Source organism: Streptomyces sp. NPDC014995 (assembly GCF_043080745.1).
Taxonomy (GTDB): Bacteria; Actinomycetota; Actinomycetes; order Streptomycetales; family Streptomycetaceae; genus Streptomyces.
Map to the genome: position 1 here is coordinate 12946 of NZ_JBIBVX010000025.1, position 12837 is coordinate 25782.

Consider the following 12837-nt stretch of genomic DNA (forward strand, 5'->3'; position numbering starts at 1 on the left):
CCCTCCCCCGCGACGCGCGGCCGGCGGACGAAGCTCGGCGGAGGCGGAAACCCGCCTCTCATTGGCCGGGCCAGAAGAGACATGGTGGAGCGGCCCGGCCGATGGCTGTCGGCCGGGCCGCCGTGGCACCGTGCGGGCTCACTTGCCCCGGTAGGCGTTGCGGATCGTCTGGGTCAGGGTGTTGCCCTGCTTGTCGACCACGACGGCGCGCAGTGAGATGCCCTGGCCGGCCGTGGGGTTGCGGACGAGGAACCCGCTGTTGCCCACCTTCACCTTCGTCCAGGTCTTGCCGTCGTAACTGACCTCGACGGTGAGCGACTCGAGGTTGTCGCCGGCGGCGGCGCCGAGGACGGTCACCGGCACTCGGGTGAGCGCTCCGGCCCTCGCCGTCGAGTCGAGGCCGAGGCGCGGCGCGAAACGGACCACGGAGACGGGCAGCGCCTCCTCGGCGGTGGTGTGGCCCGAGGTGAAGGTCCAGTCCGCCGAGACCTCGGTGGGGGCGGCGGAGGGGCCGCCGCGGGTGGCCGTGGCCGTGAGCCGGAAGTCTCCGGTCTCCGCCGGGACGGTGACGCCGTTCCAGCAGCGCAGGAGGTCCGGTGAGGAAGCGACCTCGATCCCGTCCCGGTACAACGTGGCCGAGAAGGAGTCCTCGTTGGTGTAGCTCGAGTTGCCCGCACCGTCCCTGAGGAGCTCGAGGCACGCCGTGATCCGGTCACCGTCGCGCGTGACGCCCTCGCCGGTTCCCAGTGCGGGACCGAAGACGCCGACACCCATGGCACGGCGGTACGACGCTCCGGCTTCGTACCGCTGTATCCCCGCGCTGACGGTCTGCTCGGGGTAGCTCCCCGTGTCGTCGAGCTGGTCGAGCCACATGACCCAGTCGTGACCCGCCGTGCTCACATACGTCGTCGTCGCCACGGGCAGCGGACGTCTGACGTTCGGGCTGAAGATGGAGCCGAAGATGTCCGGGACGATCGGGCGAGCGACGAGTCCCCCCTGCTTTCCGGGGACCGTGGCGCCGAGCCGTGTGCCGATCCGCGCCATCTCCTCCGGCTTCGCCTGCCGTGCGAAGCCCGTGGCCAGGCGGTTCACCTTGTCGCCGTAGACGAACCGGTACTCCTTCGTGTCATTGACGTCGAAGGCGCTGAACTCCTGGTACAGGGTGCCCTCGGTCGCGAAGTCCGGACCGAGTTGTGCGCTGCGCATGGTCGCGAAGGACGTACCGATCATGCCGGTCGAGGTGGTGAAGTCGGGGGTGACGAGCTCGGTGAACATCTCGGCGTGCACCCGTTCCGCGTCCGGGTCGAAACCGGTGATGTCGATCGGCTTCGCGGTGCGCGCGTCCAGCGTGACCGTCGTGTCCTTCGTGACCTCGAAGTGTGGTGCCGTGATCCGGCTCCGCACCCCGTCCGAGCCGGTGATCGTCGCATCGAGGTAGTAGACCCCCTTCGGCAGGCGCGCCGTGTAGGTGCCCGTGCGGTTGACGCTCGCGTAGTCCTCGCCCGCGACGCCGGCACCGGTGAGCCGCAAGAGCTCGGGCCAGTAGTCGGTGGCCGGCTCGCCGTCGGCGCCGATGTGCCGCACCGTCACGTCGTACGTCTCGGTCTCACGTTCGACGGCTGCCGTCGTCCTGACGTTCTGGTCCGTGCCCCGGGCCGTCACGACCGCGGTGTACACGCCGTTGAGGTCGCCTCCGGGCCGGGTGTCGGCCGTCAGACCGACCGTGGCGGTCCCGTTGGCGGGAACGGTCAGCCGCTGCGCGTCGAGCGTGAACATGCCCGCCGGCGCGGGCTTTGCGTCGGGTCCGACGGCGGCCACCGACAGGTCGAAGGCGACCGGCTCACTGCCGAGGTTGCGGTAGGTGATCCGCTCGGTGGCGGGTGCGTCGTCCGCGTGGGGGTAGGACTGCCGGGCGAACGTCACCGATGTGGGCTCGGTGACCACCGTCTGTCCGAGAGCCGCGGCGACGTCGACGCGACCGCCGCCCTCCGCCGACGCACCCGCGCCGGCCGGCCGGGCGGCGGCGACGAGCGCGGCCTTGAGCTGCGCGCTCTTCCAGTCGGGATGCCGCTGCTTGAGCAGCGCCGCCGCGCCAGCCACATGCGGGGTGGCCATCGACGTTCCCGAGATCGTCGCGTATCCGGGCGGCTGTTCACCGGCTTCCCCGGCGATCCGGCTGTCGGGCGCCACCGCGGCGGTGATGCCCACTCCGGGCGCCGTGATGTCCGGCTTGATCACCAGGCCGTCGGCAGTCGGACCGCGGCCGGAGAACGGGGCGACGGCGTCGTTCCCGTCGACCGCTCCCACCGACAGTGCCTTTTCGGCGCTCCCGGGCGAAGCGACGGTGCCCGCGCTGGGGCCCTTGTTGCCCGCGGCGGCGACGAAGAGGATGCCCTGCTCGGCCGAGAGCCGGTTGACGGCCTCTTCCAGCAGGTCGACGCCGGGCCGGTCCTGGCTTCCCAGACTGAGGTTGACGATGTCGGCGTTCTGGGCGGCCGCCCACTCCATGCCGGCGACGACGTCGGACTCACTGCCGTACCCGTCGTCGTCGAGCACCTTCGCGTCGAGGATGCGGGCGCCCGGGGCGACGCCCTGGAAGGTGTTCGCGGACCTCGCTCCCGTACCGGCCGCGATGGACGCCACATGGGTGCCATGGCCCACGCGGTCTTCGGTGTCGGGCGAGTCGGAGAAGTTCTGCTCGGCGTCCTGCCGGCCCTGCAGGTCGGGGTGCGTCTCGTCGACTCCGGTGTCGAGGACCGCGATACGCACGCCGCGGCCGTCGTAGCCGGCCTGCCGTGCGGCGGGCACGCCGATCTGCGCCGTGCTCTTGTCGAGGCTCGCCCTGTGCATGCCGTCGAGGGAGATCCGCCGCAGCCCGGGGTCGGCGGTGCGCTGTCCGGGACGGGCCGGGCCGGAGGGCCGGGTGAGGGTCTCCCAGAGGTTTCCCGCCGAGGCGTCGGGCACGGTGACGGCCTCGGCGCCGAGCCGGGGGAAGGAGCGGCGGACCTCGGCTCCGCCGTTCTCACGCAGTTCGGACTTCAGACTGCGGGCCGCTTTCGCGGCGGCGCCCCCCGCCGCCGAGTCGTGGTAACTGACGATCAGCCCGGTGCCCGACGCATGATGCTTCCGATACGCGGCGCCGCTGAGTTCCTTGATGTCGAACAGCCGCTCGTCGACCCGGCCCGTGTCGATGAGCGGCCGGGCGTCGAGCGGGACGACGAGGGTGTGGTCCTTGGTTCTCTCGACCCTGACGGGTATGGTCTCGCGCCCCTTGCCGGGGACGATCCGGACGGGCTCGCCCGCCGCGCTCACCCCCACCCTGTCGCCCGTGACCAGGGTGATCCAGCGAGCCGCTGGGGCGGCGCCCGTGCCCGCGACGGTGGGCGATCCGGTGGCGGTCAAGGCCGTGGCGAGCCCGCCGGGTGGCGGCGTGGCCGACGCCGGGGCGGCGGTGGCGGTGGCGGGAAGAACGGTGACCGCTCCCGCGGCCAGCGCGAGTGCCGCTGCCATGACGACCTTGCCGGGTCCGTTGTGTCTCCTGCACGACTGTCGCAACTGTTCCCCTCCGAGAGGCGGTTGGGGCACACGAGGGAACATGTGCCTCCACTCAGAAGAGACGCGGTGAGCGGACCGGAATGTGTCACTACCAGTTCGTCACGGCTCTTGATGAGTCGTTCGCCCGCGCATACGCACGGCGCGCCGGGCGTCCGTCTGCACCGCTCGGCGTGCCTGCGCACCGGCGGAGCCACTCACCTTGCCGGGAAGGGACACGACGCGTGGTCCTCCCTTACCGGGACCGGGCGATCTGTTCGACTCGGGTGTGCAGGTGCTTGACGTGGTGCTCGGATTCCGGCTTCATCAGGACGCTGCGGAGGATCCGGGCGCCGTCGGCGTCCGCGGTGATCTTGGGGTGGCGGGCGGTGAAATCCTCACGGCCGGCCTTGAGGGTGCTCAGGAACACCGGGTTCTCGCTCGCCATGCCCTCGGCCAGGATGCGGGCGGAGGCGGCGTCGGTGCCGGTCAGGGTGGCGGGTTCGACGACGGGGAAGTAGCTGACGATGTCCAACTCGGGCGGCTGGTAGAGCTCCAGGACGTCGGATGCGGTGATCAGGTCCGCCCACTCCAGCGCGGCGCGGCGCCCGGCTGCCAGGATCCGGCCGAGTCCGTCCGGGGTGGGCGGCAGGAGCCGGAGGGTGAGCCAGAGCGCGGCGGCGGAGGCGCCGGCCCGTGAGCACTCCAGGCTGATCTCACCGAGGTGGAGTTCGGTGGAGGTGAAGTAGGTATACGGCGAGTCGTGGAGGTAGAAGCGGCCCACCTCGGGGTCGCGGAACAGCACGGCGCCGCAGCCGTAGGGCTGGAGCCCGTGCTTGTGCGGGTCGACGACGATCGAGTCGCACCGCGCGATCGCCCGCCAGGGCTCGGCGGGGAGTCCCTCGGGCCCGTCGGCGCCCGCGAGCAGGGTGAAGAAGCCGCCGTAGGCGGCGTCGACGTGGAGGCGGACGCCGTAGCGCTCCTTGAGTGCCAGGGCCTGGTGGATGGGGTCGACGACGCCGAGTCCGGTGGTGCCGGCGGTGAGGACGACGGTGCCCACGTCGCCGGTGCGCAGCAGGTCTTCCAGGGCGTGCGGGTCGAGGCGGCCGCGGTCGTCGGTGCGCACCGGGTGGCCCTTCACGCCGAGGACGTGGCACATGCGGCCGTGGGTGTAGTGGGCGTCCGCGCTGTAGGCGACGCCCCGGCCGGGGTGGAGCTCCCGGGCGACGAAGAGGGCTTCGAGGTTGGCGATGGTGCCGCTGGTGGTGAGATGGCCGAGGTGGGTGTCGTAGCCGAACATCGTGGCGAGCTGTGCGACGGCCTCGCGTTCCATCGCCGCGGTGGCGGGTCCGCCGTCCAGGGCGTGGTTGTTGGGATTGATCAGCATGGCGGTGAGGTAGCCGACCACCGCGGCGGGGTGCGGGGGCTTGAGCATCTGTCCCGCGTAGTGCGGGTGGAAGAAGGGGTAGTTGTCCTCGAGTCTCCCGGTGAACTCCCCGAAGGCGTCGGCGAAGCGGTCGTCGTCGACGTGCAGGGACGGGTGGGGCTCGTAGGTGCCGAAGGTGTCGGCCCAGTCCTGTATCGCGTGGGTGGCTCGGCCGAGCCAGTGCTGGAGGTCCACTGCTCTCCCTCTCGCTCGTGGGGACGGGGACCCATCGTAGGACTTCGTTGACTAATCAGCAATTGACTGATCAGCATTTGAGGTGGCAGTAGGTGAGGCAGCAGTAGAGTCGGTCGGGTGAACGCCGTGAACCGAGAGAACGACGAAGCCGCCGCCCGCGCCGCGAACAGCCCGCTCGTGCGCGACTTCGGGCTGCTGATCAAGTCCGCCACCCGCCTGGAACAGCGGATCGACAGCGCGGTACGGCAGGAGTGCGGCATCAGCCACACGATGCTGGAGGTACTCATCCGGCTCTGCCGGCAGCCGGGCGAGGAGGTCTCACAGCGGCAGCTGGCCGACGACCTCACGCTCACCAGCAGCGGCACCACCCGTCTGATCGACCGCATGGAGAAATCCGGCCTGGTCCGCCGCCTGCCGTCTCCCGAAGACCGCCGCGTGGCGCTGGTCGAACCGACCGAGCGGGGCCACGCGGTGTTCCTCCAGGCTGCCCACGTCCACGCCCGCGTGATCCAGCGGTACTTCGTCGACCCGCTGGACGCCGAGTCCTACGCCCGGCTGACCCGCGCACTGGGCGACATCAACAGCGCCCTGCGCGAAGACGCCGGGTGACGACGCCGAGGCGGGCGGCCGAGGAAGCCGGAGGTTCGCCTCCCCGTCCTCGTGCGGAGCGGCTGCCTCGGGATCCTTCCCGGGTCACCCATGTTTTGGTGGCGGCGTTTCCGGCCCGTCTTGCCGGTGACGTGCGGAGCGTCCTGGCGGTCGTGCCGGACGCCGGGCTCGCGCCGGTGGAGCCCTTCGAGGTCGAGGTGCAGGGCGAGACCGTCGCCATGTGAGCTACTGGTCGTGCCACTACCGCTCGACGTACGCGGTGTTCGGGAGGTATCCGAGGTGCGCACTGATGGAGGCAGTTCCGGGACGCCGCGTGGGAACACCTGGGGGCGCGGTGGCCGCGGCGTACGCCATCCGCGGCATACGCCATCCGCGTCGGCGGGCCCGGCCGGCGGGTTTGCGTGAGCGCTGGTCTCACCGCTGTACCCATGTTCTGGAAGGCGAGCAGACCGGGTCAGAGGTCGAACTCGAGGTGTTCGAGGTCGGTGAACTCGACTTCCAGGCCGTGGGCACGGCGGCCGCTGTCCCGGAAGTAGACCTCGCCCAGCGCCTCGGCCGCGATGCTCCGCAGCTGCTGCTCGGTGCCCCCGGCGTCCCTGGCCTCGAAGAGTCGGGCGGCGTACTGCGGGGGCAGGGCCACGGTGAGGTGGCGCAACCGGGCGTCGTCGGTGGTGCCGGGCGCTGCGGTGTACCCGAACCGGGCGCGGGTGTCGATGACGATGCCGCCGGTGGTGGCGGCGGTCTGCTTGGCCTTGACCCTGATCTGCGGCTGCCACCGCGTCCTGACCTCGCGCTCCATGCGCTGCGCCAGCTCCGGCCGGGGCTTTCTGATCTGGTCCTTCACATACCGCTCGACGGTGCGCTGGGTGATGCCGAGCAGCTCGGCCACCGGCCTGGTGCCCTTGAGCTGCCTGACCAGGTACCGCATCTGCGCGCCCGCGCTCTTCGGGATCGGGCGCGTGAACGCCTTCTGCAGCGCGGCGTCGAGACCGTCCCCGACCGTGTCCATCGACTCGCTCCCCTACTCTCCGTCGTCCTTGGCGGTGACCTCGCCCGTCTTGATGTAGCGGGCGAGGTTGAGGACCCGGCCGTGCTTCTCGCGCACTTCCTCGGCCCACAGGGTCGTCTGGGTGCCCTCGTGCTTGACCATCCCGGGCGAGACACCGAGGCGGAAGCTGCCGGGCACGGTCTTGCCGTCGGCGTTGTAGGGCAGGACGTCCAGCGGGCTCGGTCCGTCGGCGGCGTAGACGGCGCAGTCGGACAGGATCGCCACCGGGTACCGGCCGGTGGCGGCGGCCAGGCTGAGCATCTTGCGGTGCATGTTGACGCGGGCCCGGGAGATGACGACGGCGCGGATGTCCGGCCGCCAGGTCGGCCGGGTCAGGGCCGGCCACGCCTGCCCGGGCTTCCAGCCTCCGCCACGCGCCCGCTCGCGCAACTTGCCGATGCCGCCCTTCACCGTCGACTTGATCGCGTCCAGGACGATCGCCATCTCCGGGTCGCGCCGCTTGTAGCCGTCCATCGCCTGGAGGAACTGCTCCGGGGGCAGCTTCTCGCCCACGCCCAGGTCCGTCATGGTGTCGACGTACGCGTCGCGCAGTCGCTTGTACCAGCCGTCCAGGAACCTGCCGTTCTCGCGGCGCACCCAGGCCTCGATCGGCGCGACGTCGTAGCCGAGTTCCACCGCGTACGCCACTGTCGGCGTCGCGTACCAGGCCGGGCCCGTCGGGCGCTCGCCGGTCGGCGTGAACGGGTTGGGCAGCAGCGTGCCGTCGAGCTGCCGCCACTGCTTGCCGACCAGGACGTGGGAGACGTCGACGTGGGAGAGGTCGACCAGCCACGCCCCCGGCAGCGTCGGATCGAACTCGGGGTCGGTGAGGTGTACCGGCGGCCGGGAGAGGCCGACGACCGCGCCGTTGGCGGCCGCGCCGAAGGCGAGGTTGACGTCGATGCCGACCAGGTAGCGTCGCATGCACTCGGCATCGGTGAGTTCGCGCGCCCAGTCGTACGCCTCCTCGAACAGCATCTCCGCGGGGCCGCGCTGGTGGAAGCGGGGCAGTCCGGCGAGGAGCGGGTGCCCGTCGGGGGCCTCGCACGGCGCGCAGTCGATCGGGTGCTCGCCCAGCGAGCCGGGCCGGTGTTCCTTGTGCCGCTTCCCCGTCTCGTCCGGCTCGCTCGCGCGGGTCGGCGGGTTCAGCGCGGTCATCAGCTCCAGGCCGGTGACGGCCGTTGAGCCGCGCGGCGTCATCACCCGCTGCGCGTACGTGCCGAGCAGCCTGGCGAGTTCCGGCGGCTCGAGCCGCGCGGCGTCGCCCCAGGTGCGCGTGTCGAGCGCGTTCCAGGACAGGACGCACAGCTGGACGCACTGCCGCTGACGGCCCTGGGCAGGCCGGTAGATCCGTGCCCACGGCCCGAACCCGCGCTTCGTCAGCCGCCAGTCCGCCCGGTCGAGCTGCTTGAGGACCTTGTGGCCGTCCGGGATCCGCCCGGCGAGCCGCTCGGACTCCGACAGCTGTGCCGGGAGTCCGTACCGCTCGCACGCGGCCGGGGTGAGCACGAGCAGCGGGTCGGCGTCCTTGCCGGAGCCGTGCAGTGCCGGGGCCCCGAGCTGCGCCTCCTCCAGCGTCCACTCCACCAGCGTGGGCAGCGACTTGGCGGGCACGTCCAGGACCAGGCCGCCGACGCCGTAACCGGTCACACGGCGGTCGGCGTCGGCGTCGATCACGAGCAGCGGGCCGTTGGCGAACCGGCCGGTGCCGGCGGCCGGGCTGTTCGTGGCCGCCTTCCTCGCGCCCGCACGGTGTGGCGTCGATGACGGCCTGGTGGTGGCTGCCGGACGCGCCACAGCGGTTGGGGCGGCAGGGTCGGCACGGCGGGGCGCGGTGTTCCCGGCGGCGGCACGGCGGGGCGCGGTGTTCCCGGCTGCGGCACGGCGAGGTGCGGTGTTCCCGGCGGCGGCACGGCGGGGCGCGGTGTTCGCGGCGGCGGGTCGCGGGGCCGGGTCTGTGGATGCGGTGCGGGCCTCCGTCGGTTCTGCGACCGGCGGCGCGGGCGCGGCGGGGTCGGCAGCCGTCTCGGGAACGGTCGTGTTCCCGGGGGGCGCCGCGGCGTCGGCGGGGTAGAGCTCCGCGAGCTTGTTCAGCAACCGGGCGTACGCCTCACGTTCCGGCGGGCGCGGTTCGGTCTTGCCCGACTCCCAGCCACTGACGGTCGCGCGCCTCACCTGCAGGGCGCCGGCCACCTCGTCCAGCGTGAAGCCGTGCGCCTGCCGCAGCCGCTTCCGCTCTGCCGGCGGGGGAAGCGGGGACCTGGACGCGATCAGCGCGTCGACCGCGTCGAACAGCTCCGACATGGGACACCTCCTGTACCGCCAACCGTATCGCGAAGCGCACTTTTCTCGTACCAAGGGCGTACGGATTGCGTAAATCTCCCGTGCACGCGTACGGCACCGGGATGGTCGTCCTCTCAGCCGTCAACCGTGCCGCCGAGTCAGCCGGGGCAGTGGCTGCGCCAGCACCTCCTCGATCAGCTCGTCGCCCCACTCGGTCACGGACCCGGCCCGGCTGCGCACCGCCATCGAACAGATCCAGGTCGGCCTCGCCTACGAGGAGCAAGAGGCGGCGCTCGGCGTCAACTGCATCGCCTCGCCCGTCTTCGACGGGACGACAGCGGTGGCCGCCCTGTCCGTGGCCGTGCCCCGCGCCCGCTTCCGCCCCGCCCGCCCGGCTCCCGCCGTACGCACGGCCGCCCTCGGCCTGTCCCGGGTACTGCGCTCCGGCAGTGACACACCGCGCGACACCCGCCCCTGACGGACTCAGCCGCCGGGGCCCTGGGGATAGGTCTGAACGATGTACGTCCAGCGTGCGGCGCCTACCGCCAGGAAGACGAGTGCCGGCGCCAGCCACCAACGGCTGAGGGTCCGCCGCCGCACGGGGAGCAGGGTGAGCAGGAAGGTGATGACGCCGAGGGTGATCAGCAGCGCCGAGGCGAACTCGATGCCCGTCAGCGTCTGTTCGTCCCAGGCCCCCTGCGGCTGAGTGACAAGTGCCGCGTACGCGACGTAGGCGTTGAGCAGGTTCGCGAGGATGAGGACGACTCCCCATGGCCCTCGCAGCAGGCCGGTCACTTCAGGGAACTCCTCGCGTCGTCCAGATTCTTGTCGAAACCACGGCCGTAGGCCTGGGCCTTGTCGTCCTGCCAATAAGGGCCACCGTTGTAGCGGGCGGCGAGTTCCTGGCGCTGCTCGCGCGTCATTTCGTCCGCGGGCACGTCGGCGAAGCCGCTCTCCTCCTTGAGCATCGCCAGATACTCGGAGGCGATGAAGATGTTCTGTCCGGGATCCTGGAGCGAGGCCTCGATGGTGTCCCGTTGCCCTTCGGTGAGGTTCGCCGGATCGTATCCCAGGACCTCCGCGGCCCTCCTCACCTGGATGGCGATGGGACCGAAGGACGTCTCGTCCGGCGAGCCACCGAGCCGTGAGGGCAGGTTCTCCGGCGTGTCGGACAACCAGCCGTCGCGGGCGAGTTCACGGACGGTGTCGACACCGTCGTCCATCCAGCCCCACTGTCCGCCCACCTCCTGCCAGGCGATGCCCGCGACCATGTCGGGCGGCAGGCCGGATCGTTTCGCCGCCGCGGTGATGATGTCCTTGTTCGCGGCGATCCACTCGCGCCGTTCCTCGGCGTTCCTCGGCACGGCCCAGTAGGCATCGGTGGCCTCGGGAAGCTCGGTGAGGCGCATCCTGATGTCCATGAGGGACGGCGAGACGTCGTCCTTCCCCACTGCCTTGGTGAACTCCGCCTTGGGTCCGCTGCCGGCGAGACGGGTGAGCGAGTCGCTGCTGGCTTCTGCGGCTTCGGCTCGCAGGGCAGGAATGGCGTCGATCAGGCTCTTCGCGTCCACGAAGTCGCCACCGCGGAAGTCGGGGAGGACCTTGTACGCCTCGTCCAGCGCCGCCGTGCAGGCGTCCCGGGCCTCTTCTTCCACCGTCTTGGCGCGGTGATAGGCCGCGCTGGCCTGATCGTGAGCGCGGTTCGCCTCGTCCTTGATGTCGTCGATGTCCACCGTGAGCTCGGCGGCCCAGTCCAGGAACCCCGTCGTACCCCGCAGGTCCTCCCACTGATGCATCGGCCCGGCTTCTTGCGCCTCGCGCGTCTCGGCGTCCGCGACCTGGGATATGAGGCCGGCCAACGTCTGCTCCGCCGCCTTGCCGTCCGAGTAGTGGGACCGGGCGGTCTCGAGCGCCGACGCGTAGTGCAGGAGCGCGCTCTGGGCCTTGTCGTACCCGTTGGCGAGGTGCGTGATCAGATCACGTGCCTCCCGGAGGCGGTTGTCGTACGGCTTGCGGTTCTCACTCACCCACTGGGTGCGGGTCGCGGCCCGCTTCGCGCCGGGCTCGACGTCGAGCAGCAGATCGCGCAGCCTCTTGAACTCCAGGGCGTTGCGCTCCACGAGAGCGGCATTGCAGTCCTCGAGGAACCTGACGTCCTGTCGATAGGTGTAGGCCATGGGGGCTCACCTGTCTTCCGGGGCTGTGTACTGCCCCAGCTCGAGAAGGGCGTTCATCATGCCGCCGGCCACCTCGCCGTCGTAGGCGACGAACGTGCCGTTCGCCTCTCTGAGCCGCGTGGACAGCGCGGCGAGCAGCGACGTCACGTCCTGGTACTGGTCGTCCGCGAAGCGGGCGAACCGATCGACCTTCGCCGCGACGTCCGGGTGTGAGCGCGGCGCGCGTGCCGTCGTGCAGAGGTCACCGTCGGGCCGTCCTTCGTAGAGAAGACCGGCCAGTTCGATCAGGAAGTTCGAATTCCCGTTGAGTGAATCGTGGTTGACGCGGAGCTCATCGCCCTTACCCCCTGGGTGGGACTGACCTCCGCCTCCGCCTCCACCGGCATCGGCGGGATACTGGTTGAGCCGCATCTGCGCCGATTGTTGCTCCGCCGCCTGCGTCTTCAGCTGTTCCCACTCGTCCCACGCCATACATCCCTCGTCCCCCGACGTTCCGCGCGGCGCGTTCCGCCGCGTGGGTTCCATGATCCCCCAGACTGTAGTGACCGACCGGCCCGCCCCCCCTCCGATAGACGCGAGCCGGTGGGCCCGTCCGCCAGAGATCTCCGCCTTGCCTTCACACCGGGAACGAGGCGGGGTCAGGCGGACATCCGTCACCACGCTCATCGCACGCCCGCGGAGCCACGAGCCTGTGCCGGTCGTGGAGCTTCCGGGCATGGGGATGGTCGAGCGGTCGGTGCCGGACGAGTTGTGGGGATCGTCCGAGGACACGGCCCCGCAGGCGCCAACGCGTCGGCAGCGTGGCCCTGTCCGGGCTGGGTGGCTGCGTCCGGGCTGACTGGCTGCGCTGAGTGGCTGTCTCCGTCTGCGTCGGCGCTGCGAGCGCGAAGCCGAGCGCTTCCGGGCTTTCGCCGGCGTCGCCAACGCCCCCATCCGTCATCGCCGTTGCACCGACTGAGCGGGCTCTATTCGTTTGCCGCAGGCCGGCCCGGTCGGATAGGAAGCCTGCATGCTGAAGGGCAACAAGGTCGGGCTGAGGGCCCGGCACGAGGAAGACATCCCGGTCCTGCGGACCGAGCTCTACGACGACGTGGTCAACTCCTCGCGGGCCGAAGGTGGGCCGTGGCGGCCGATCACGCCGGGTTCGAAGGACCCTCGGCTCGTGGTGGACGACAAGGAGCAGGGGCTCGTCCCGTTCTCCGTGGTGGAGCTGGACGGCGGGACGCTGGTCGGAACCGCGACGCTGTGGGGCATCGACCATCACAACCGGTCCGCGCACATCGGGCTGGGGCTGCTGCCGTCCTCGCGCGGCAAGGGCTACGGCACCGACGTGGTCGCGGTGCTGTGCCACTACGGTTTCGTCGTGCGCGGCTTGCAGCGGCTTCAGATCGAGACGCTGTCGGACAACGCCGCGATGCTGCGTTCCGCCGAGCGCAACGGCTTCGTCCGTGAGGGCGTGCTGCGTTCCTCGGCCTGGGTGATGGGCGAGTTCCTGGACGAGGTGCTGCTCGGGCTCCTCGTCCAGGACTGGAAGCCGGATTCGAAGGGCTAGGCTGCCGCCCGACGGT

Annotated in this window: 10 protein-coding genes and 1 pseudogene; 4 read left to right on the forward strand and 7 right to left on the reverse strand. The window is 71.0% G+C overall.

All coding sequences use genetic code 11. The features are described from left to right. Nucleotides 1–138: 138 nt before the first annotated feature. Nucleotides 139–3510: a S8 family peptidase gene (locus ACF1A1_RS36305; protein ID WP_392006001.1), complete on the reverse strand. Its 3372-nt coding sequence runs from the start codon at nt 3508–3510 to the stop codon at nt 139–141. 277 nt (nt 3511–3787) lie between these two features. Next, nucleotides 3788–5152 carry a pyridoxal phosphate-dependent decarboxylase family protein gene (locus ACF1A1_RS36310; RefSeq protein ID WP_392006003.1) on the reverse strand — a complete coding sequence of 455 codons (1365 nt, stop codon included), beginning with the start codon at nt 5150–5152 and terminating at the stop codon, nt 3788–3790. 117 nt (nt 5153–5269) lie between these two features. Here ACF1A1_RS36310 and ACF1A1_RS36315 point away from each other — a divergent pair, with 117 nt between their 5' ends. After that, entirely contained in the window at nt 5270–5761 is a 492-nt protein-coding gene (locus ACF1A1_RS36315) for a MarR family winged helix-turn-helix transcriptional regulator (RefSeq protein WP_392006005.1), read from the forward strand. 98 nt (nt 5762–5859) lie between these two features. Beyond that, the gene (locus tag ACF1A1_RS36320) at nt 5860–5985 is read left to right on the forward strand and encodes a hypothetical protein (protein WP_392006007.1); all 126 of its coding nucleotides are present in this window, start codon (nt 5860–5862) and stop codon (nt 5983–5985) included. A gap of 230 nt (nt 5986–6215) precedes the next feature. Here the strand turns inward: ACF1A1_RS36320 and tpg are convergent, their stop codons facing one another. Both tpg and tap read right to left on the reverse strand, forming a co-directional pair. Further along, a complete protein-coding gene (tpg, locus tag ACF1A1_RS36325) occupies nt 6216–6770 on the reverse strand; it encodes a telomere-protecting terminal protein Tpg (protein ID WP_392006009.1) in 555 nt (184 codons plus the stop codon). A 12-nt stretch (nt 6771–6782) separates the two neighbouring features. Further along, nucleotides 6783–9113, reverse strand: a complete 2331-nt coding sequence (gene tap, locus ACF1A1_RS36330) for a telomere-associated protein Tap (protein WP_392006011.1) — start codon at nt 9111–9113, stop codon at nt 6783–6785. A gap of 181 nt (nt 9114–9294) precedes the next feature. Between tap and ACF1A1_RS36335 the strand changes: the two are divergent. Further along, nucleotides 9295–9570: pseudogene (locus ACF1A1_RS36335) on the forward strand (IclR family transcriptional regulator C-terminal domain-containing protein); the annotation flags it as partial. Nucleotides 9571–9575: 5 nt separating this feature from the next. Here ACF1A1_RS36335 and ACF1A1_RS36340 read toward each other — a convergent pair. From ACF1A1_RS36340 to ACF1A1_RS36350, 3 genes are read right to left on the reverse strand one after another with little or no spacing between them, the layout of a single operon-like run. After that, on the reverse strand, nt 9576–9887 hold the full coding sequence (locus ACF1A1_RS36340; RefSeq protein WP_392006013.1) for a hypothetical protein: 312 nt from the start codon (nt 9885–9887) through the stop codon (nt 9576–9578). Further along, nucleotides 9884–11269 (reverse strand): hypothetical protein, encoded by a 1386-nt coding sequence (locus ACF1A1_RS36345; protein WP_392006015.1) that lies wholly within the window; start codon nt 11267–11269, stop codon nt 9884–9886. The genes ACF1A1_RS36340 and ACF1A1_RS36345 overlap by 4 nt, the downstream gene beginning before the upstream one ends. Before the next feature lie 6 nt (nt 11270–11275). Continuing rightward, the gene (locus ACF1A1_RS36350) at nt 11276–11740 is read right to left on the reverse strand and encodes a hypothetical protein (protein ID WP_392006017.1); all 465 of its coding nucleotides are present in this window, start codon (nt 11738–11740) and stop codon (nt 11276–11278) included. Nucleotides 11741–12278: 538 nt separating this feature from the next. Between ACF1A1_RS36350 and ACF1A1_RS36355 the strand changes: the two genes are divergently transcribed. Then, entirely contained in the window at nt 12279–12821 is a 543-nt protein-coding gene (locus ACF1A1_RS36355; RefSeq protein ID WP_392006019.1) for a GNAT family N-acetyltransferase, read from the forward strand. Nucleotides 12822–12837: the final 16 nt, after the last annotated feature.

Coding starts and splice junctions, on each gene's coding strand:
- ACF1A1_RS36305 (WP_392006001.1), bottom strand. CDS start 3,510: ATGGCAGCGGCACTCGCGCTGGCCGCGGGAGCGGTCACCGTTCTTCCC.
- tpg (WP_392006009.1), bottom strand. CDS start 6,770: ATGGACACGGTCGGGGACGGTCTCGACGCCGCGCTGCAGAAGGCGTTC.
- tap (WP_392006011.1), bottom strand. CDS start 9,113: ATGTCGGAGCTGTTCGACGCGGTCGACGCGCTGATCGCGTCCAGGTCC.
- ACF1A1_RS36345 (WP_392006015.1), bottom strand. CDS start 11,269: ATGGCCTACACCTATCGACAGGACGTCAGGTTCCTCGAGGACTGCAAT.
- ACF1A1_RS36350 (WP_392006017.1), bottom strand. CDS start 11,740: ATGGCGTGGGACGAGTGGGAACAGCTGAAGACGCAGGCGGCGGAGCAA.
- ACF1A1_RS36355 (WP_392006019.1), top strand. CDS start 12,279: ATGCTGAAGGGCAACAAGGTCGGGCTGAGGGCCCGGCACGAGGAAGAC.